The organism is Acidovorax kalamii (assembly GCF_002245625.1).
In the GTDB taxonomy this organism is placed as follows: Bacteria; Pseudomonadota; Gammaproteobacteria; order Burkholderiales; family Burkholderiaceae_C; genus Acidovorax; species Acidovorax kalamii.
The window spans coordinates 274,692-294,652 of sequence record NZ_NOIG01000001.1 but is presented as its reverse complement, the minus strand read 5'-3'; the positions used below and the strand labels follow the sequence as shown (position 1 = coordinate 294,652).

Genomic DNA, 19,961 nt, shown 5'->3' with positions numbered 1-19,961 from the left:
TGCATCAGTGATTCGCCACGCCAGAGAAACACCAATTACTACTACTTTTATAGCAACAAACGCATTGCCAAAGCGCGGAGGCAGCCAATTTTTTCAAATTTCTGCCCCATCGGGCTCCGCGCGTCAGCCCGCGTTGCCCAGCGTGATTCCCCAGCGCGCCAGTGCAGCGTCATCGCTCACCCTCGCATCGACCCAGCGGGCGCCCTGGGCCGTTTCTTCCTTCTTCCAGAAAGGGGCCTGGGTCTTGAGGTAGTCCATGAGGAACTCGCAGGCCTGGAAGCTCTGGCCCCGGTGGGCGCTGGTCACGGCCACCAGCACGATCTGGTCGAGAGGCTGCAGCAGCCCCACGCGGTGGATGACGCGGGCGCCGAAGATATCGAAGCGCCGGAAGGCCTCGTCCACCATGGCCTCGATGGATTTTTCGGTCATGCCGGGGTAGTGCTCCAGCTCCATGGACGCCACTTGGTCCCCTTCATTGCGGTCGCGCACTGTGCCCACAAAGCTGCACACCGCGCCCACGCCCTTGTTTTCGCGGCGCAGCGCCGCCACCTCGGCGGACAGGTCGAAGTCTTCGGTCTGGATGGAAACGCGGGGCACAGTCATGGCGACAGGGCTTTCGGGCAATTCGGTAACCACTGGGGCAGGCGGCGCGCTCACGGCGACCGGTGTAGGCGCGGCGCTGCCAGCAGGGCGCGCTCTTCTTCCACGAACTTGTTCAACTGGGCAAGCGCCGGAGTGGGGGGCAGCTTGGCCAGCAGGGTCTGCAGGCGCGTCACGTCGGCCACCGAAGGGGCCACCTTGATCTGCGCGATGGCGGCGGGCAGGTTGCCGCCCTGGATCAGGGCCAGGACCTTGCCCGGCCATTCACTTTTGGGTCTTGCCATGGGATGCTTGAAGTAACTGTACGATTCGCCCGCACTGTACCCGCACTGCCGCCCTCTTTGAACAGGCTCGCATCAACGACCATGGCCACACAAACGATTCAGACCGACCTGTACAAGCTCTACCCCTCGCCCCGCAACACGCACAAGGACGTTTTCGAGCACCAGGTTTTTGTCCCCTATCCCTACGCCATCATCGACCTGGAGGTGATGGAGCTGGCCGGCAAGACCACGCTGTTTGCGGCCTGTCGGCTGTCGGACATGAAGATGGGCCAGCTCGTGAGCTTCGAGCTGGCGGCAGACCAGGCCAAGTTCGAACGCCTGTTCACCCCGGACTGACGAGCGCCATGGACGACGACAACCAGATCCACGTGCCGCCCTCGTTCATGGCGGTGTACAGCGACACACGCCAGCGCCTGACCGAAAAGCCCGCCGTGGTGCGCGCCCGCTACGAGCTGTGCGAAGACCTGGCAGGCCACCTGGTGGAGCATGCGCAGACGCTTTACCACGTGCAGGCCCCGTCCGAAGCTGAGATCCTGCGGCGCATCCACGCCGGGCTGTGCACGGCCGAATCGGGCGTGTCCGTGGCCGAGGCCACGTGGATCACCACCCGGCTGGCCGAGCTGATTAACTGGCCCTGCCCGGAGCTGGTCGCGCCCACGCCGCAGCCCGTGGCAGGCCCTTGATCCAACGCTTGGCTATACTGCGCCCCATGCCCGCACACAACTCCTTTGCCATGACTGCCGCAACCGCGGCGGCATTGCAATGTGTGGGCAAAGCCAAAAAACCAGAGCTCATCTGACCGGAGCTGTGGTTCCGTCCGGATGAGCGACGGAACCACCTGGCAGAGAAATTCCCTTCTTTTTTCTCTTTCCCTCCCCGGCATTCCGCGCGCGTTCCTTCCGGACGGTTCTTCCCCTGGTCGAACCCTGAAAGGATGTTTCGCATGTCTGCCACCGCTACCACCCCCTCCCGCCAGCCGCTGTTCAGCGGACTCTGGATCGCCCTGGTCACGCCCTTCAAGGACGGGGCCGTGGACTACCCGGCACTCGCCGCCCTCACCACCAGGCTGCGCGCCCAGGGCGTTTCAGGTTTTGTCGCCTGCGGCTCCACGGGCGAAGCCGCTGCACTCGACAAGGCCGAGCAGTTGCAGGTCCTGGAAACGGTGCTCCAGGCCGCCCAGGGCCTGCCCGTGGTGATGGGTGTGTCGGGCTACCACCAGGGCCAGGTGCTGGAGCAAGTGCAGGCCCTGGCACGCTACCCGGTGGCGGGATTGCTGGTGTCGGCCCCGCACTACATCCGCCCCTCGCAAGAGGGCCTGCTGCACTGGTTCCGCACATTGGCCGACGCCAGCGCCGTGCCGCTGCTGGTCTACGACATTCCCTACCGCACGGGCGCCACGCTCAGCACCGAAACGCTGCAGGCGCTGGCCGCGCATCCGCGCATCCAGGCCATCAAGGACTGCGGCGGCAACCCGGCCAAGACACAGGCCCTGATCGCCGATGGCCGCCTGCAGGTGCTGGCGGGCGAAGACGCGCAGATCTTCCACACGCTGGCGCTGGGCGGCGCGGGCGCGATCTCGGCCAGCGCGCACTGGCAGACGCCCCGCTTTGTGGAACTGATGGCGTTGCTACGCGCAGGCGACCTGGGCGAAGCCCGCCGCGTGTGGCAGGCCCTGCTGCCCTGGATCGAGGTCTGCTTTGCCGAGCCCAACCCGGCACCGCTGAAGGCCGTGCTGGCCCATGCCGGTGAGATGAACAACGAGCTGCGCGCACCGATGATGGCCGCCTCCGAGGCGCTGGGGCAACGCCTTCAGGCCCAGGCAGGACTCAGCCCCCGGTAACGGGCGGGAAGAACGCCACCTCGGCCCCGTCGGGCAGGGTGGCGGATTCATCGCTCAGGGTCTGGTTGAGCGCCATGCGTACGGCCCTGCCACGGGCGAGGCTGCTGGCATGGGCTCCGCCGCGTGCGATCAGCTCGTCGCGCAGGGCGCTCAGGGTGGCGGCGTTCGTTTCGACCGGCTCGCTGCCTTGGCCGATGGCCTCGCGGATGGAGGCGAAATAGCGGACGGTGATCCTGTTCATCGCCGGGCCGCCCCAAGATGAAAAGCAGCCCCCTCGGGGGGCAGCGACCACACGAAGTGGGAAGCGTGGGGGTTAACGTTCATGCCAGAAGCTCCGAGAAGGCGATGTACCGCACGGTATCGCCCGCAGCAATGGTCTGGCCCGCCGGGTTGTCCACCACGCCATCGCCCCAGGCCGCCGAAGTCAGCACGCCCGAGCTCTGGTTGCCAAACAGGTCCAGTCCACCCGCCGCGTTGTGCCGCACGCGCAAGAATTCGCGGCGCTTGTCGGCCTTGGGCCAGCTGAAATCTGCCCGCACGGCCACGGATTGGGGTGCCACATCGCGCACGCCCTGCAGCCGCAGCACAAAGGGCCGCACCAGCAGCGCGAAGGTCAGAAAACTCGACACCGGGTTGCCGGGCAGGCCCATGAAATGCGCCGCCCCAATGCGACCGTAAGCGAAGGGCTTGCCAGGCTTCATGGCGATCTGCCACAGGTCCAGCGTGCCCAGCGTTTCCACGGCGGGCTTGATATGGTCTTCCTCGCCCACGCTCACGCCGCCGCTGGTCAGGATGAGGTCGTGCGCGGCACTCGCGTCGCGCAGGGCGGCGATGGTGGCATCCCGCTGGTCGGGCACGATGCCGAAGTCCGTCACCTCGCAGCCCAGGCGCTGCAGCATGGCGCGCAAAAAGAAGCGGTTGCTGTTGTAGATGGCACCGGGGCGCATCTGCTCGGGCGGCACTTCGCCGGGCATGACGAGTTCGTCGCCAGTGGAAAACAGCGCCACGCGCGGGCGGCGCGCCACCTGCAGCTGGTGTTGGCCGATGCTGGCGGCCAGGCCCAGCTCGGCCGGGGTCAGGCGTGTGCCCGCAGACAGCACCACGGCGCCCCGGGTGATGTCCTCACCCGCGCTGCGGATCCACTGGCCAGCTTGGGGGACGGCGTTGATACGCACCGAACCCAGGCCATCGGGGGCTGCAAGGGCCTCACAGTCTTCCTGCATCAGGATCGCATCGGCGCCAGCAGGCACCGGCGCGCCGGTGAAGATGCGTGCTGCCGTTCCGGGCTGCAGCGGGTCGCCCGCACTGCCCGCAGGAATGCGCTGCGACACGGGCAACACCACCCCCGCGGCCGCCACATCGGCACAGCGCACGGCGTAGCCGTCCATGGAGCTGTTGTCCTGCGGGGGCACCTGCAGGGCCGAGACGCAGTCCTGTGCCAGCACGCGGCCGTCGGCGTCAAAGGTGGTGACGGTGTCGGTGCCCGGCAGCGGGGTGGCATGGGCCAGCAGCTCGGCCAGTGCGTCGTCCAGCGCCTTGAGGGGCTTCATTGGGGGGCGCATGGCAGCAGGCCTCCGTGCAATTCCCAGTTGTATTCAAAGCGGTGCCCGTACTCGATCAGCCAGTCCACCACCTGCGCGGGCTGGTTCAGGTCCAGCAGCGGCAGCTGGGTGGGCTGGGGCAGGCTCGCGGCGGCATCGGTGGCCACGGCCACCACGAAGTCGTCCTCGGGATAGCGCACGGGCTTGGCCACCTGGCCGGGCTCGGGGGCACGCCAGACTTCAATCTTGAGCAGGTCGCTGTCCTTGAAGCCCTCCACCAGCACCCAGTCCACACCCTGGTACAGCTCGGCCAGCAGGTGGTGCACGCTGAGCGTGGCGGGCTGCTCGAACTCGCGCACCAGCATCAGGCGCTTGTCCGATGCGGCCACCACCTCAAAGGCCCCTGCCTCGCGGTGGCGGTAGGTGTCCTTGCCCGGGTGGTCGATGTCGAAACTGTGGTGGGCATGCTTGACCACCGACACCCGCAGCCCGCGCAGCCGCAGCTCGGGGATCAGCTGCTCGACCAGCGTGGTCTTGCCACTGCCGGAGAACCCGGCAAAACCGACAACCTTCATCCAGTGCTCCTTGGTTAGCTATATTTTTTATAGCTACTAGCGCTTACCAGACGCGCGCCAGGGGCGTTTTTTTCTCAAATCCCCCTCAAAAGGGGCGTCGCCTCAGCCCTGTGCGGCCGGGACGCAGTGGCGCTCGATGTAGGCCTTGACCAGCTCCACATCGGCAGGCATGACCTGCACCCGCTTGGGCAGGTCTTCAATGCCTGCAAACTTGGCGGGCCGCTCGGGCGCATGGCCGAGGGCCTCGATGATGGTCTCGGCGAACTTGATGGGCAGGGCGGTCTCCAGCACGATCATCGGCACCTTGGCATCGCTGTGGTGCTCGCGCGCCACCTTCACGCCGTCGGCAGTGTGGGTGTCGATGGTGACGCCATAGCGCTCGAAGGTGTCCTTGATGGTGGCCAGGCGGTCGGCATGGGTGCTCTTGCCGCTTTCAAAGCCGTACTTGCCCGCCGCATCGGCAAACAGCGGCTCGGCGCTCAGGTCGAAGCGACCATAGGTTTGCAGCGCGGCGCTGAACAAGGCCTTGGTGCGCTGGCCGTTGCGGCCCAGCAGGTCAAAAATGAAGCGTTCGAAGTTGCTGGCCTTGCTGATGTCCATCGAGGGGCTCGATGTCTCGTGCGTGTCGGCGCTGCCACGCACACGGTACACGCCGGTGCGGAAGAACTCGTCGAGCACGTCGTTCTCGTTCGTGGCCACCACCAGCTTGGCAATGGGCAGGCCCATCATGCGCGCCACATGGCCTGCGCAGATGTTGCCAAAGTTGCCCGAGGGCACCGTGAAGCTGACCTTCTGGTTGTTGGTCTCGGTGGCCTGGATGTAGCCCGCGAAGTAGTACACCACCTGCGCCAAGAGGCGCGCCCAGTTGATGGAGTTGACGGTGCCAATCTTGTACTTGTGCTTGAAGGCGTGGTCGTTGCTCACAGCCTTGACGATGTCCTGGCAGTCGTCGAACACGCCTTCGATGGCGATGTTGTGGATGTTTTCGTCCTGCAGGCTGAACATCTGCGCCTGCTGGAAGGCGCTCATGCGGCCGTGCGGGCTGGTCATGAAGACACGCACGCCCGCCTTGCCACGCATGGCGTATTCGGCCGCGCTGCCGGTGTCGCCGCTGGTGGCGCCCAGGATGTTGAGCTGCTCGCCACGGCGGCCCAGTTCGTATTCGAACAGGTTGCCCAGCAGCTGCATGGCCATGTCCTTGAAGGCCAGCGTGGGACCGTTGGACAAGGCTTCGAGCCACAGGCCGTCTTCGAGGTGGCGCAGGGGCACGATCTCGCCTGTGCCAAAGACTTCGGCGGTGTACGTCTTGGCGCACAGGGCCTTGAGGTCGGCGGCAGGGATGTCGTCGATGTACAGCGACAGGATACGGAACGCCAGCTCGGCGTAGCCCTGCTCGTGGTAGGCCTTGCGCAGCTGGGTGAGCGTGGCGTCGCTGATCTGCGGGTAGTGCTCGGGCAGGTACAGGCCACCATCGGGCGCCAGGCCTTCAAGCAGGATGTCGCAGAACTGTTTGCGGTCTGCGTGGCCGCGTGTGCTGAGGTATTTCATGAGGGGGTTCCCGTCGGTGTCGCTCAAAGACTGATGCCGTACACGCGGATATCAAGGTAAAAACGTGAGGCGATCAGCAGCAGGAAGCCGCCGATCAGGATCAGCCAGTGCAGTGGCTTGTCCTCGTAATTGTCCGTGCGCTCCAGCAGCACAAAGTACAGCCAGGCTGCCAGAAAACTGCCCACGCCATTGAGGATGGCCTGCCCGCGTGGCATGGACCCGAACAGGGCCAGCATGACCAGCAGGCCGAACCAGAACGCCAGGTGCCAGCGCGGCAGATCGACATGCGCCATCTTGAACAGCGCCGACAACGTGAGGGCGGCAACCAGGGTGGGCATGGCGGGGCGGCATCATGGCGCGTTGGGGCCCTGTGTAGCGCAGGGTCAGTTCAGCTCTTCCTTGCGGATGCGCGTGATGGGGGCCAGCACCGTGGGCAGGGCCTGCATCTGGGCGATCACGGCGTCCATGGTGCCTTCGCGGGTGTCGTGGGTCAGGATGATCAGGTCCGTTTGCGTCGATCCTTCGCCGCCCACTTCGTCGGCCTCGCGCTGCAGCACCGCGTCGATGCTCACACCCGCCTCGGCCAGCAGGCCCGTGACCTTGGCGAGCACGCCCGCCTGGTCAGCGACGCGCAAGCGCAGGTAGTAGCTGGTGACCACTTCGCTCATGGGCAGCACAGGCAGCGTGCCCATGGCGTCGGCGAGCGTGTTGGCCTGGAAGGCGAGGTGGGGCACGCGGTGCTCAGGATCGGCGGTGTGCAGGCGGGCGATGTCCACCAGGTCGGCGATCACGGCGCTGGCGGTAGGCTCGCTGCCCGCGCCCTTGCCGTAGTACAGCGTGGTGCCCACGGCATCGCCCTGCACCACCACGGCGTTCATGGCGCCCTCGACGTTGGCGATCAGCCGCTTGGAGGGCACCAGGCTCGGGTGCACGCGCAGCTCGATGCCCTTGTCCGCGCGCTTGGTGATGCCCAGCAGCTTGATGCGGTAGCCCAGTTGCTCGGCGTACTTGATGTCGGCCGCACCCAGCTTGGTGATGCCCTCGACATAGGCCTTGTCGAACTGCACCGGGATGCCGAAGGCGATGGCGCTCATCAGCGTGACCTTGTGGGCGGCGTCCACGCCTTCGATGTCGAAGGTGGGGTCGGCTTCGGCGTAGCCCAGGCGCTGCGCTTCCTTCAGCACCACATCGAAGTCCAGGCCCTTGCTGCGCATCTCGGACAGGATGAAGTTGGTGGTGCCGTTGATGATGCCGGCAAGCCACTGGATGCGGTTGGCGGTGAGGCCCTCCCGCAGTGCCTTGATGATGGGGATGCCACCGGCCACGGCGGCTTCGAAGGCCACCATCACACCCTTGGCCGATGCGGCCGCGAAGATCTCGGTGCCGTGCACGGCCAGCAGCGCCTTGTTGGCGGTGACGACATGCTTGCCCGCCGCAATGGCTTCGAGCACCAGCGCGCGTGCAATGCCGTAGCCGCCGATCAGCTCGATGACGATGTCGATGTCAGGGTTGGCAATGATGGCGCGGGCGTCGTTGACGACCTGGATGCCATCCCCCACCACGGCTTTGGCGCGCTCCACGTCCAGGTCGGCCACCATGGTGATCTCGATGCCACGGCCCGCGCGGCGGCTGATTTCGTCCTGGTTGCGTGCGAGCACGTTGAACACGCCGCTGCCGACGGTGCCGATGCCCAGGAGGCCTACTTGGATGGGTTTCATGGAAGATTTACCAGTCAAAAATGGTGTTTGCGCCTGTCCAGCAAGCGCTAGCAGCTATCAAAAAATGAGTATTAGCCGACGCGCCGCAGATCGGTGCCGCAGCGCTTGCGGTACTGCTCCAGGAAACGCGCCACGCGGCCAATGGCGTCGCGCAGGTCGTCTTCGTGGGGCAGGAACACGATACGGAAGTGGTCGGGTGCGGCCCAGTTGAAGCCCGTGCCCTGCACCAGCATCACCTTGGTCTCCTGCAGCAGTTCCAGGAAGAACTGCTGGTCGTCCTCGATGGGGTACACGGCCGGGTCGAGGCGCGGAAACATGTAGAGCGCCGCCTGCGGCTTCACGCAGCTCACGCCCGGAATGGCGGTGATCAGCTCATAGGCCAAGTCGCGCTGCTTGCGCAGGCGGCCGCCCTCGCCCACCAGCTCGTTGATGCTCTGGTAGCCGCCCAGCGCGGTCTGCACGGCCCACTGGCCGGGCACGTTGGCGCAAAGGCGCATGTTCGAGAGCATGTTCAAGCCCTCGATGTAGTCCTTGGCGGGCTTCTTGTCGCCCGACACCACCAGCCAGCCCGCGCGGTAGCCGCAGGAGCGATAACTTTTGGACAGCGAGTTGAAGGTGAGTGTGAGCACATCCTCGCTCAGCGAGCCAATCGCCGTGTGCTTGGCGCCGTCGTACAGCACCTTGTCGTACACCTCGTCGGCGAAGATCACCAGGCCGTGCTCGCGCGCAATGGCTACGATGCCCTTGAGCAGCGCGTCCGAGTACAGCGCGCCCGTGGGGTTGTTGGGGTTGATGACCACGATGCCCTTGGTACGGGGCGTGATCTTGGCCCGGATGTCATCCAGGTCGGGCATCCAGCCATTGGCCTCGTCGCACAGGTAGTGCACAGGCGTGCCGCCCGACAGGCTGGCCGCCGCCGTCCACAACGGGTAATCGGGCGAGGGCAGCAGCAGCTCGTCGCCCGTGTCCAGCAGCGCGTTCGTGGCCATCACGATGAGTTCGCTGGCGCCATTGCCCAGGTAGATATCGTCCAGCGCCACGCCCTTGATGCCCTGCTTCTGGGTCTCGTGCATCACGGCCTTGCGCGCGGCAAAAATGCCCTTGCTGTCCGAGTAGCCTGCCGAGTTGGGCAGGTTGCGGATCATGTCGAGCTGGATTTCCTCGGGCGCATCGAAGCCGAACACGGCCAGGTTGCCAATGTTGAGCTTGATGATCTTGTGCCCGTCTTCCTCCATCTTCTTGGCCGCGTCCATGATCGGCCCCCGGATGTCGTAGCAGACGTTGGCAAGCTTGGCGGATTTTTGGACGGTTTTCATGCGCTGACGGTGGTGCGGTGGGGTCAGGGGGCGGCCAAAGCAACGGGTACTTTGGCGAAACCTATAATTTGACCACAGAACCGGCGCCCTCCCCTGGCGCAAGCGCCTCTGGCCACGCCCTGCCAACCGCCCTGCCTGCCACTCCGACCTCCATGAAATTTCAGCCTGACCGCTCGAACGCACAGACCATCAGCGGCTACGGCCCCGGCTGGATCGGCGTGGACGCAGAGAAGATCACCCACAGCGTCATCCTCGGCTCCGGCGGGTTGCGCCAGGCTTGGCCCTGCACGCGCTTCGAGGACCTGACCCCGGACCACTTCGTGCAACTGGCCACCCTGGAGGCCGAGTTGGTGATCCTCGGCAGCGGAACCCGCAACCGTTTTCCGCCCCCCGCCTGGCTGGCCCCGCTGATGGCGCGGCGGCTGGGGCTGGAGACCATGGACACGGCCGCAGCCTGCCGCACCTACAACATCCTGGCCGGAGAAGGCCGGAATGTGGTGGCAGCGCTGATTCTGGAAACCTGAAAGCCTGCCTGCAGCCCCTTGCAACAGGCGGGGCGCACCTATGCAAACCCTTGCCAAAGTGCCCGCCACACGAGGCAAGACACACAGTCTTACATTTGGCTGGCAATCGATTTCGGGGTAAAATCACCGGTTGCGGTCGGGGGCACCACCAAGAGCAATAACACACCCCACTCCCCCGGCTTACCAACGACTACATCCTGAGAGATTGAAGTGATATGGCGATCGTTGTCAACAAACCCCTCCCTGAATTTGAAGCCAACGCGACCGGTGGAATCAAGGTTTCCAACACCTCCCACCTTGGCCAGATTCTGGTTCTGTACTTCTATCCCAAGGACAACACGCCTGGCTGCACCACGGAGGCCATGCAGTTTCGCGACAAGTACAAGGATTTCGTGAAGGCGGGCGCTGCCGTGTTCGGCGTGTCGCGCGACAACATGAAGTCGCACGACGACTTCAAGGAAAAGCTGGAACTGCCGTTCGAGCTGATCGCCGACACCGAAGAGAAGATGTGCCACATGTTCGGCGTGGTCAAGAACAAGATCATGTACGGCAAGAAGGTCAAGGGCATCGAGCGCAGCACCTTCCTGATCGGTCCTGACGGTCTGCTGGTTCAGGAATGGCGCGGCCTCAAGGTGCCCGGCCATGTGGACGAAGTCCTCAAGACCGTCAAATCCATCAAGGCCCTGAAAAAGGCCGCCTGATCCTCTGCCACCTGCGCACCTGGATCACGCCCCTGGAGCATCGGCGCGACACCCCATCGGTTTTGCCTCGGCAAGACACCCAGAGTGGGCATAATGGATTTATGCCCCTGGTTATCGCGACGTTTGCCCCTCCCCAAAAAGCCGCCTCGGCCTCCAGGCGGCTTTTTGCTTTCTGACCCGTCTTTCTTCATTTACCGACCGAGGCCCTGCCACCATGCCCCTGCCCCCCGCCCCCAGCCGGCGCGCTGCACTCCTCGCGCCAGAAGCCTTTGAAGTCACGGCCCGTCCACGGGTGTCACAAACCTCGGCCAACGAGCCCGTTGCCGCACCCGTGCGCGCAGCTTCGGCCACCCGCGCAGGACGCAAAACAGCCAGCGTTGCACCTGCGGCGCCTGCAGCCTTGGTCGCAGCCCCGCTGATCCAGGTCGAAACCCAGGTCCGCGCCCCCGAGCCCACGGGCACCCCGGCCACCCCCGTCGCCCGCGCTACCGGCACCCGCAAGGCACGCACGACCAGCGTGGCAGCAAGCCCCAGCGCTGCAGCCCCTACCGCTGCGCCCCGGGGCAAAAAGGCCGCACCACAGGGCCCGACCAAGCTCTTCGTGCTAGACACCAATGTGCTCCTGCATGACCCCACCAGCCTGTTCCGCTTTGAAGAGCACGACATCTTCCTGCCAATGATCGTGCTGGAAGAACTGGACGGCCACAAGAAGGGCATGACCGAAGTGGCCCGCAATGGCCGCCAAGCCAGCCGCACCCTGGATGCGCTGGCTGCTGCCCAGGGCGCCGACATGGCCAAGGGCCTCAAGCTCGACTCCACAGGCCAGCGTGCTGCGGGTGGCCACCTGTTCTTCCAGACGGTGCCACTGGATTACAGCCTGCCCACCAGCCTGCCCCCCGGCAAGGCCGACAACCAGATCCTGGGCGTGGTGGAAGCCCTGCGCAAGCTGCATGCCCCGCGCGAGGTGGTGCTGGTGTCCAAGGACATCAACATGCGCGTCAAGGCGCGTGCCCTGGGCCTGAACGCCGAGGACTACCAGAACGACAAGACGCTGGAAGACGGCGACCTGCTCTACGCTGGCGTGCTCGCCCTGCCCCCTGACTTCTGGGCCAAGAGCGGCAAGAACGTGGAGAGCTGGCAGAGCGGCGCCCACACCTACTACCGCATCGGCGGGCCCATCGTGCCGCAGCTGATGATCAACCAGTTTGTGTACTTTGAGGCCCCCGGCGAGCCCAGCCTGTTTGCGCGCGTGAGCGAAATCCGCGAGAAAACAGCGGTGCTGCAGACGCTCAAGGACTATGGCTCGGCCAAGAACGCCGTGTGGGGCGTGACCACGCGCAACCGCGAGCAGAACTACGCCATGAACCTGCTCATGGACCCAGAGATCGACTTCGTGACCCTGACCGGCACGGCGGGCACCGGCAAGACCTTGCTGGCCCTGGCCGCAGGCCTGACCCAGGTACTGGACGATCGCCGTTACACCGAGATCATCATGACCCGCGCCACCGTGAGCGTGGGCGAGGACATCGGCTTCCTGCCCGGCACCGAAGAAGAGAAGATGGGCCCCTGGATGGGCGCGCTGGACGACAACCTCGAATTCTTGGCCAAAGGCGACGGCGGCAATGCGGGCGAATGGGGCCGCGCCGCCACCAACGAGCTGATCCGCAGCCGCATCAAGATCAAGAGCATGAACTTCATGCGCGGGCGCACTTTCCTGAACAAGTACGTGATCATCGACGAGGCACAGAACCTGACGCCCAAACAGATGAAGACACTCATCACCCGCGCGGGCCCGGGTACCAAGATCATCTGCATGGGCAACCTCGCACAGATCGACACGCCGTACCTGACCGAAGGCTCCTCGGGCCTGACGTATGCGGTGGACCGCTTCAAGGGATGGCCACACAGCGGGCACATCACACTGGCGCGTGGTGAGCGCTCGCGCCTGGCGGACTTTGCGAGCGAAGTGCTCTGATCTCGCACTGAAAAGGCAAAGGCCCCTGCCGATGGCAGGAGCCTTGTTCACTGGAGCGTCAACACCGCACGTCAGTAGTCATCTCCACCGCCCATGGCCAGGTTTTCGAAGCGTGTCTGGTTCTTCTGGAAGAACAGCTTCACGGTGCCCGTGGGGCCGTTCCGCTGCTTGCCGATGATGACCTCGGCCACGTTGGGCTCCTTGCTGTCCTTGTTGTAGTAGTCATCACGGTAGATGAACATGATGATGTCCGCGTCCTGCTCGATGGCGCCCGATTCGCGCAGGTCGGACATCATGGGGCGCTTGTCGGTGCGCTGTTCTACCGAGCGGTTGAGCTGCGACAACGCGATCACGGGGCACTGCAGCTCCTTGGCCAGCATTTTCAGGCCCCGGGAGATCTCGCCCAGTTCGGTGGCACGGTTATCGGCGCTCCCGGCGCCAGAGCCACTCATAAGCTGCAGGTAGTCCACCACGATCAGGCCCAGCTTGCCGCACTGGCGCGCCAGCCGCCGCGCATTGGCACGCAACTCACCCGGGGACAGGCCCGGTGTTTCGTCGATGTGCAGCGAGACGGTGCGCAACCGCTCGATGGCCTCGGTCAGGCGCGGCCATTCATCGTCGGTGAGTTTGCCGGTGCGCAGGTTGCCCTGGTTCACGCGGCCGATGGAGCCCACGATACGCACCGCCAGTTGGGCGGCGCCCATTTCCATGGAGAAGATCGCGACCGGCAGGCCTTCGTTGAGCGCCACATGTTCGGCGATGTTCACCGCAAACGAGGTCTTGCCCATGGACGGGCGGGCGGCCAGCACAATCATGTCGCCCGCCTGCAGGCCGGAGGTCATGCGGTCCAGGTCAGCAAAACCGGTGGGCACACCGGTCACATCGGCCGGGTTGTCGGCCATCTCCTGCACCTTGTCGAGCAGGTCGATCACCAGGTTGTCGAGCGACTGGAAGCCCTGCTTGTTGCGCGAGCCCTCTTCGCCGATGGCAAATATCTTGGCCTCAGCCTCGTCCAGAATCCGCTCCACCGTCTTGCCCTGCGGGTTGAAGGCATTGGTGGAGATTTCATCGCTGGCCGTGACCAGTTTGCGCAGGATGGCACGCTCGCGCACGATCTCGGCGTAGCGGCGGATGTTGGTGGCGCTGGGAACGTACTGCGCCAGGTTGTTCAGGTAGGTGAGCCCGCCCATCTCCTGGGCCTTGCCCTGGTTCTTGAGCTGCTCGAACACCGTGATCACATCGGCTGGCTTGCTGGCATTGATCAGCGCGCCGATGGCCGCGTAAATGGCCTGGTGTTCGTAACGGTAGAAATCGCCCTCCTTGAGCAGGTCCCCCACCCGGTCCCAGGCGTTGTTGTCCAGCAGCAGGCCGCCCAGCACGCTGGACTCGGCCTCGATAGAGTGCGGCGGCGTGCGCAGCTTGGCAATTTCCTGGTCTTCGCTGGCAGATGGCAGCGAACCCTGTTCGTCGAGCGGAGGGAAAACAGCGGACATGGATTTCTCCGGGACAGGTCTAGAAACCGGTTACCCCATGGCCCCAGGGGCAGCAGCCGGAATGGATAAGCCTTGGGACAATCTGTGGATGACCGGTGGGCAACCCTGTACAAATGGGCTGGGTCAAAAGCACGAAAGCCGCCCGGAGGCGGCTTTCGCGGCGAGTCGCGCAGAGATTATCTACGCGCTGGCGATCAGGCGGTTTCGCCGTAGACCGACACGTTGACTTCCACCACCACGTCGGTGTGCAGAGCCACGCTCACGGCGCTGTCGCTCACAACCTTGATAGGGCCGTTGGGCAGGCGGATCTGCGACTTGGCAACCTTGTAGCCTTGCTTGTTCAGCTCTTCGGCGATGTCATGGTTGGTCACAGAACCGAACAGACGGCCGTCCACGCCCGCCTTTTGCGTCAGCTTGACGGTGGTGCCAGCCAGCTTTTCGCCTTGGGCTTGGGCTTCTGCCAGCTTGGCGGCAGCAGCCTTTTCGAGTTCGGCGCGCTTGGCTTCGAACTCTGCCTTGGCAGCTTCGGTGGCACGGCGTGCACGGCCCGAAGGGATCAGGAAGTTGCGGGCGTAGCCGTCCTTGACCTTGACGATTTCACCGAGGTTGCCGAGGTTCACAACCTTGTCGAGCAGGATGATTTGCATGGGTTGTGCTCCTTAGATCTTGTGCTGGTCGCTGTAAGGCACCAGGGCCAGGAAGCGGGCGCGCTTGATGGCGGTGTTCAGCTGACGCTGGAAGATGGCGCGCGTGCCGGTCAGGCGTGCGGGGATGATCTTGCCGTTTTCGGCGATGAAATCGCGCAGCGTATCGACATCCTTGTAGTCGATTTCTTCAACGCCCGTCACCGTGAAGCGGCAGAAGCGCTTGCGCTTGAACAGCAGGGACTGGGTGTTGCGCTTTGGGCGCTTGTCTTTGTTGAACTTCTTGAACGTGGCCATTGCGGACCCCTTGAAAATTAATTTTGTTGAATATCCTGGATGTGCAGCACTGCGGTCTTGCCATTGCGCGGGTTGGCCAGAAATCCGTGGAAAGTCCAGTGACTTCCGATGTTCTGCCTTGCCAGACGCTCAGCCATTGCTCCGAAAGCCATGGCTTTGATGGCGGCCCTGACTGCGCGGGGATGTTCTGCCTCGGTTTGCTGCGACTCATGTTCGAGCCGCAGGGTGATGGCAGGCAATCCGGCGGGCGTGTAGCGCAGGGGTTCAGCCTCTGCGATACAGGCGGTCAAGACTACGCGGTTCTCCACTCCAAAAAGGATGGATCAGCGCTCGCCGCGCTCACCGCCGGCAGCTGCATACTCAGCTTGGCTGGCCTTGCGGGCTTCTTCGCGCTCAACAGTCTTCATCATGGAAGATGGGCCCGTGTCGGCCTTCTTCTTCTGAACCGTCAGGTGGCGCAGCACGGCGTCGTTGAACTTGAAGGCGTGCTCCAGTTCAGCCATCACAGCCTGGTCGGCTTCGATGTTCACGCACAGGTAGTGGGCCTTGGCCAGCTTGTTGATCAGGTATGCCAGTTGACGGCGACCCCAGTCTTCCACGCGGTGCACCTTGCCACCGCCAGCGGTGATCATGCCCTTGTAGCGCTCCAGCATGGCTGGAACTTGTTCGCTTTGATCCGGATGGATCAACAAAATGATTTCGTAATGACGCATGCAGACTCCTTTTGGGTGAGACCACCCACCGCGTCTAGAAGTGGTGTGGCAAGGGAAAGCCTGCGATTATAGCCCGGCCGCCGCCGCTTGTACACTCAGCGTTTTCCGTCAACCCTTGGGCACGCGCAAAAGGCGTCCAATAAAAGGCGCCTGATGGTGCCTGAACGGATATTCAACCCTTGCAATACCCGGGGTTGGACCGACTTGCTTACCACTACGGAGCACTGCGCGCAGGGCCCAGAATCACAAATCCCTGGTACAGACCTTGATTTGTGACGGCATGCCCCCAAGTCCCGCGCGTACCGTTTCACTCACCTTCAGACCAAGACATGTCAGACCACAGCCAAACCACCCCGCCCCAGAGCGCCCCCGCCCCCGAAGAAGTCGAAGCCGCCATGGCTGCCCACGCCTCTGACGAGCTGGCCCGCCTCCAAGGCGAGCTGGCCGAGCTGAAGGCCAAGAGCGCCGATCTGGCCGACCAGTTCCTGCGCGCCAAGGCCGAGGCGGAGAACGCCCGCCGCCGCGCTGATGATGAAGTGGCCAAAGCCCGCAAGTTCGGCATCGAGAGCTTTGCCGAAAGCCTGCTGCCTGTGGCCGACAGCCTGGACGCCGCCCTGGCCATCAAGGAAGCCACGCCGCAACAGCTGCGCGAAGGTGCCGACGCCACCCTGCGCCAGCTGACCTCGGCCCTGGAGCGCAACAAGGTGCTGGCCATCAACCCTGCCGCTGGCGCCAAGTTCGACCCGCACCAGCACCAGGCCATCAGCGTGGTGCCCGCCGAACAAGAGGCCAACACCGTCGTGGCCGTGCTGCAAAAGGGCTATGTGATTGCCGAACGTGTGCTGCGCCCGGCCCTTGTCACCGTCACGGCCCCGAAGTAAATCTTCAAATAAATCAGCGCGGATGACTTGAACCCCCACGAGTTATCCACAAGTTACTAGCCATCCAAACCATTCAAGCATTCGGAGAAAAATCATGGGAAAAATCATCGGCATTGACCTGGGCACCACCAACAGCTGCGTGTCCATCATGGAAGGCAACACCACGCGCGTGATCGAGAACAGCGAAGGCGCGCGCACCACGCCCTCCATCGTGGCCTACCAGGAAGACGGCGAGATCCTCGTTGGCGCCTCGGCCAAGCGCCAGGCCGTGACCAACCCCAAGAACACGCTGTACGCGATCAAGCGCCTGATCGGCCGCAAGTTCACCGAAAAAGAAGTGCAGAAGGACATCGACCTGATGCCCTATTCCATCGTGGCCGCCGACAACGGTGACGCCTGGGTGGAAGTGCGTGGCAGCAAGCTGTCGGCCCAGCAGGTGTCGGCCGACATCCTGCGCAAGATGAAGAAGACCGCCGAGGACTACCTGGGCGAGCCCGTGACCGAGGCCGTGATCACCGTGCCTGCGTACTTCAATGACGCCCAGCGCCAAGCCACCAAGGACGCCGGCCGCATCGCGGGCCTGGAAGTCAAGCGCATCATCAACGAGCCCACCGCTGCGGCCCTGGCCTTCGGCCTGGACAAGCAGGAAAAGGGCGACCGCAAGATCGCCGTGTATGACCTGGGCGGCGGCACGTTCGACGTGTCCATCATCGAAATCGCCGACGTGGACGGCGAAAAGCAGTTCGAAGTGTTGTCCACCAACGGCGACACCTTCCTGGGCGGCGAAGACTTCGACCAGCGCATCATCGACTTCATCATCAGCGAGTTCAAGAAGGAACAGGGCGTGGACCTGTCCAAGGACGTGCTGGCCCTGCAGCGCCTGAAGGAAGCCGCCGAAAAAGCCAAGATCGAGCTGTCGAACTCGGCCTCCACCGACATCAACCTGCCCTACATCACGGCCGATGCCTCGGGCCCCAAGCACCTGAACATCAAGCTGACCCGCGCCAAGCTGGAGGCCCTGGTGGAGGAGCTGATCGAGCGCACCATCGCGCCTTGCCGCACGGCCATCAAAGACGCTGGCGTGTCGGTGTCCGACATCCACGACGTGATCCTGGTCGGCGGCATGACCCGCATGCCCAAGGTGCAGGAGAAGGTGAAGGAGTTCTTTGGCAAGGACCCCCGCAAGGACGTGAACCCTGACGAAGCCGTGGCCGTGGGCGCTGCCATCCAGGGCCAGGTGCTGTCGGGCGACCGCAAGGACGTGCTGCTGCTGGACGTGACCCCCCTGTCCCTGGGCATCGAGACCCTGGGCGGCGTCATGACCAAGATGATCACCAAGAACACCACGATCCCGACGAAGTTCGCGCAGACCTTCTCGACGGCCGACGACAACCAGCCCGCCGTGACGATCAAGGTGTTCCAGGGCGAGCGCGAGATGGCCTCGGGCAACAAGCTGCTGGGCGAGTTCAACCTCGAAGGCATCCCGCCCGCAGCGCGCGGTGTGCCGCAGATCGAAGTGTCGTTCGACATCGACGCCAACGGCATCCTGCACGTGGGCGCCAAGGACAAGGGCACCGGCAAGGAGAACAAGATCACCATCAAGGCCAGCTCCGGCCTGTCGGAAGAAGAAATCCAGAAGATGGTGAAGGACGCCGAGCTGAACGCCGCCGACGACAAGAAGAAGCTGGAACTGGTGCAAGCCCGCAACCAAGGCGAAGCCGCCGTGCACAGCGTGAACAAGAGCCTGGCCGAGCACGGCGACAAGCTCGACGCTGGCGAAAAGGACGCGATCACGGCCGCCGTGAAGGCCCTGGAAGAAGCCCTGAAGGGTGAGGACAAGGCGTCCATCGACGAGAAGACCACGGCCTTGATGGCCACCAGCCAGAAGCTGGGCGAGAAGATGTACGCCGAATCCCAGGCTGCACAAGCCGCCCAGGCCGCCGGTGGCGCCGATGCGGCAGGTGCCTCGGCCTCCGCTTCTTCGGCCAAGCCCGCTGACGACGACAACGTCGTCGATGCCGAAGTGAAGGAAGTCAAGAAGGGCTGAGCGAGCCCCCGTTGACCCGAGCCGCCGCGCAATGCCTACAGGGGCTGCGCGGCGTTCCTGTTCCAACCGGGTTCTGAATCACTATGTCCAAACGAGACTTTTACGAAATCCTGGGCGTTCCCAAGAACGCCTCGGACGAAGAAATCAAGAAGGCCTATCGCAAGCTGGCGATGAAGCACCACCCTGACCGCAACCAGGGGGATGCGGCCAAGCCTGCCGAAGAGAAGTTCAAGGAGGCCAAGGAGGCCTACGAGATGCTCTCTGACCCGCAAAAGCGTGCCGCCTACGACCAGTACGGCCACGCCGGGGTGGACCCCAACATGCGCGGCCCCGGCGGTGCAGGGGCAGAAGGTTTTGGCGGTTTTGCCGAGGCCTTCGGCGACATCTTCGGCGACATGTTTGGCCAGCAGGGCGGGCGTGGGCGCGGTGCGGGTGGCCGCCAGGTGTACCGGGGCAGCGACCTGAGCTACGCCATGGAGATCACGCTGGAAGAAGCCGCACGCGGCAAGGACGCGCAGATCCGCATCCCCTCGTGGGAGAGCTGTGACACCTGCCACGGCAGCGGCGCCAAGCCCGGCACCAGCGCCAAGACCTGTGGCACCTGCCAGGGCGCAGGCACAGTGCAGATGCGCCAGGGCTTCTTCAGCGTGCAGCAGACCTGCCCGCACTGCCGTGGCACGGGCAAGATCATCCCCGAGCCCTGCACCACCTGCCATGGCCAGGGCAAGCTCAAGAAGCAGAAGACGCTGGAAGTGAAGATTCCTGCGGGCATCGACGACGGCATGCGCATCCGCAGCACGGGCAATGGCGAGCCGGGCACCAATGGCGGCCCGCCGGGCGACCTGTACATCGAGATCCGCCTGAAGAAGCACGACATCTTCGAGCGCGACGGCGATGACCTGCACTGCCAGGTGCCCGTGAGCTTCATCACGGCCGCGCTGGGCGGCGAGATCGAGGTACCCACGCTCGCAGGCAAGGCCGCGATCGACATCCCTGAAGGCACCCAGGCCGGCAAGCAGTTCCGCCTGCGCGGCAAGGGCATCAAGGGCGTGCGCGCCAGCTACCCGGGCGATCTGTACTGCCACATCGCGGTGGAAACACCGGTCAAGCTGACCGAGCACCAGCGCAAGCTGCTGCGCGAGCTGGAAGATTCGCTCAAGAAGGGCGGCGCCCGCCACTCACCCAGCGGCGAGAGCTGGACGGACCGGCTGAAGAACTTCTTCAGCTGATCCAGCACCTGCTCCCCTCCCCCAACCGCCCTCGG

At 64.3% G+C, this 19,961-nt stretch carries 23 protein-coding genes; 9 read left to right on the top strand and 14 right to left on the bottom strand.

Going from position 1 to position 19,961, the window contains the following annotated elements; genetic code table 11:
• Positions 1-123: 123 nt before the first annotated feature.
• Both CBY09_RS01325 and CBY09_RS01320 read right to left on the bottom strand, forming a co-directional pair.
• Complete coding sequence (locus CBY09_RS01325; RefSeq protein WP_094285618.1) at positions 124-603, bottom strand: molybdenum cofactor biosynthesis protein MoaE; 480 nt, start codon at positions 601-603, stop codon at positions 124-126.
• Positions 604-653: 50 nt separating this feature from the next.
• Complete coding sequence (locus CBY09_RS01320; RefSeq protein WP_094285616.1) at positions 654-884, bottom strand: hypothetical protein; 231 nt, start codon at positions 882-884, stop codon at positions 654-656.
• Positions 885-965: 81 nt separating this feature from the next.
• Between CBY09_RS01320 and CBY09_RS01315 the strand changes: the two genes are divergently transcribed.
• The 3 genes from CBY09_RS01315 (at position 966) to dapA (ending at position 2,724) form a co-directional block, all read left to right on the top strand.
• Positions 966-1,220: a hypothetical protein gene (locus CBY09_RS01315; protein ID WP_094285614.1), complete on the top strand. Its 255-nt coding sequence runs from the start codon at positions 966-968 to the stop codon at positions 1,218-1,220.
• 8 nt (positions 1,221-1,228) lie between these two features.
• Positions 1,229-1,567, top strand: coding sequence for a hypothetical protein (locus CBY09_RS01310; RefSeq protein WP_094285612.1), 339 nt, complete (start codon positions 1,229-1,231; stop codon positions 1,565-1,567).
• A 260-nt stretch (positions 1,568-1,827) separates the two neighbouring features.
• Positions 1,828-2,724 (top strand): 4-hydroxy-tetrahydrodipicolinate synthase, encoded by an 897-nt coding sequence (dapA, locus tag CBY09_RS01305; protein ID WP_094285900.1) that lies wholly within the window; start codon positions 1,828-1,830, stop codon positions 2,722-2,724.
• On the opposite strand, the gene moaD is transcribed toward dapA, so the two are convergent.
• The 7 genes from moaD to CBY09_RS01270 all read right to left on the bottom strand — a co-directional run bounded on the left by moaD (position 2,711) and on the right by CBY09_RS01270 (position 9,422).
• Positions 2,711-2,965, bottom strand: a complete 255-nt coding sequence (gene moaD / locus CBY09_RS01300) for a molybdopterin converting factor subunit 1 (protein WP_094285610.1) — start codon at positions 2,963-2,965, stop codon at positions 2,711-2,713. The two genes, dapA and moaD, sit on opposite strands and share 14 nt — an antisense overlap.
• Before the next feature lie 79 nt (positions 2,966-3,044).
• The gene (locus CBY09_RS01295; RefSeq protein WP_094285608.1) at positions 3,045-4,286 is read right to left on the bottom strand and encodes a molybdopterin molybdotransferase MoeA; all 1,242 of its coding nucleotides are present in this window, start codon (positions 4,284-4,286) and stop codon (positions 3,045-3,047) included.
• Entirely contained in the window at positions 4,271-4,840 is a 570-nt protein-coding gene (mobB, locus tag CBY09_RS01290) for a molybdopterin-guanine dinucleotide biosynthesis protein B (protein ID WP_094285596.1), read from the bottom strand. The genes CBY09_RS01295 and mobB overlap by 16 nt, the downstream gene beginning before the upstream one ends.
• A gap of 102 nt (positions 4,841-4,942) precedes the next feature.
• Positions 4,943-6,388: a threonine synthase gene (thrC, locus tag CBY09_RS01285; RefSeq protein WP_094285594.1), complete on the bottom strand. Its 1,446-nt coding sequence runs from the start codon at positions 6,386-6,388 to the stop codon at positions 4,943-4,945.
• A 23-nt stretch (positions 6,389-6,411) separates the two neighbouring features.
• On the bottom strand, positions 6,412-6,726 hold the full coding sequence (locus tag CBY09_RS01280) for a response regulator (protein ID WP_094285592.1): 315 nt from the start codon (positions 6,724-6,726) through the stop codon (positions 6,412-6,414).
• A gap of 45 nt (positions 6,727-6,771) precedes the next feature.
• Positions 6,772-8,106: a homoserine dehydrogenase gene (locus CBY09_RS01275; RefSeq protein WP_094285590.1), complete on the bottom strand. Its 1,335-nt coding sequence runs from the start codon at positions 8,104-8,106 to the stop codon at positions 6,772-6,774.
• 71 nt (positions 8,107-8,177) lie between these two features.
• Complete coding sequence (locus CBY09_RS01270) at positions 8,178-9,422, bottom strand: pyridoxal phosphate-dependent aminotransferase (RefSeq protein ID WP_094285588.1); 1,245 nt, start codon at positions 9,420-9,422, stop codon at positions 8,178-8,180.
• Between the two features lie 152 nt (positions 9,423-9,574).
• On the opposite strand from CBY09_RS01270, the gene CBY09_RS01265 reads away from it, so the two are divergent.
• The 3 genes from CBY09_RS01265 to CBY09_RS01255 all read left to right on the top strand — a co-directional run bounded on the left by CBY09_RS01265 (position 9,575) and on the right by CBY09_RS01255 (position 12,622).
• The gene (locus CBY09_RS01265) at positions 9,575-9,946 is read left to right on the top strand and encodes an Mth938-like domain-containing protein (protein WP_094285586.1); all 372 of its coding nucleotides are present in this window, start codon (positions 9,575-9,577) and stop codon (positions 9,944-9,946) included.
• A gap of 215 nt (positions 9,947-10,161) precedes the next feature.
• The gene (locus tag CBY09_RS01260; protein WP_063461152.1) at positions 10,162-10,647 is read left to right on the top strand and encodes a peroxiredoxin; all 486 of its coding nucleotides are present in this window, start codon (positions 10,162-10,164) and stop codon (positions 10,645-10,647) included.
• Between the two features lie 214 nt (positions 10,648-10,861).
• A complete protein-coding gene (locus CBY09_RS01255; RefSeq protein WP_094285584.1) occupies positions 10,862-12,622 on the top strand; it encodes a PhoH family protein in 1,761 nt (586 codons plus the stop codon).
• Between the two features lie 71 nt (positions 12,623-12,693).
• On the opposite strand, the gene dnaB is transcribed toward CBY09_RS01255, so the two are convergent.
• From dnaB to rpsF, 5 genes are all read right to left on the bottom strand, one after another.
• Positions 12,694-14,115 (bottom strand): replicative DNA helicase, encoded by a 1,422-nt coding sequence (dnaB, locus tag CBY09_RS01250; protein WP_094285582.1) that lies wholly within the window; start codon positions 14,113-14,115, stop codon positions 12,694-12,696.
• Between the two features lie 194 nt (positions 14,116-14,309).
• Positions 14,310-14,762 carry a 50S ribosomal protein L9 gene (rplI, locus tag CBY09_RS01245; RefSeq protein ID WP_094285580.1) on the bottom strand — a complete coding sequence of 151 codons (453 nt, stop codon included), beginning with the start codon at positions 14,760-14,762 and terminating at the stop codon, positions 14,310-14,312.
• A 12-nt stretch (positions 14,763-14,774) separates the two neighbouring features.
• The gene (gene rpsR, locus CBY09_RS01240; protein ID WP_005795932.1) at positions 14,775-15,056 is read right to left on the bottom strand and encodes a 30S ribosomal protein S18; all 282 of its coding nucleotides are present in this window, start codon (positions 15,054-15,056) and stop codon (positions 14,775-14,777) included.
• Positions 15,057-15,073: 17 nt separating this feature from the next.
• Entirely contained in the window at positions 15,074-15,364 is a 291-nt protein-coding gene (gene priB, locus CBY09_RS01235) for a primosomal replication protein N (protein WP_094285578.1), read from the bottom strand.
• A gap of 15 nt (positions 15,365-15,379) precedes the next feature.
• Positions 15,380-15,769, bottom strand: a complete 390-nt coding sequence (gene rpsF, locus CBY09_RS01230; protein WP_094285575.1) for a 30S ribosomal protein S6 — start codon at positions 15,767-15,769, stop codon at positions 15,380-15,382.
• 329 nt (positions 15,770-16,098) lie between these two features.
• Between rpsF and grpE the strand changes: the two genes are divergently transcribed.
• From grpE to dnaJ, 3 genes are all read left to right on the top strand, one after another.
• Positions 16,099-16,650 (top strand): nucleotide exchange factor GrpE, encoded by a 552-nt coding sequence (grpE, locus tag CBY09_RS01225; protein ID WP_094285573.1) that lies wholly within the window; start codon positions 16,099-16,101, stop codon positions 16,648-16,650.
• A gap of 94 nt (positions 16,651-16,744) precedes the next feature.
• Positions 16,745-18,697, top strand: coding sequence for a molecular chaperone DnaK (dnaK, locus tag CBY09_RS01220; RefSeq protein ID WP_094285571.1), 1,953 nt, complete (start codon positions 16,745-16,747; stop codon positions 18,695-18,697).
• Positions 18,698-18,780: 83 nt separating this feature from the next.
• Positions 18,781-19,926, top strand: coding sequence for a molecular chaperone DnaJ (gene dnaJ, locus CBY09_RS01215; protein ID WP_055399485.1), 1,146 nt, complete (start codon positions 18,781-18,783; stop codon positions 19,924-19,926).
• Positions 19,927-19,961: the final 35 nt, after the last annotated feature.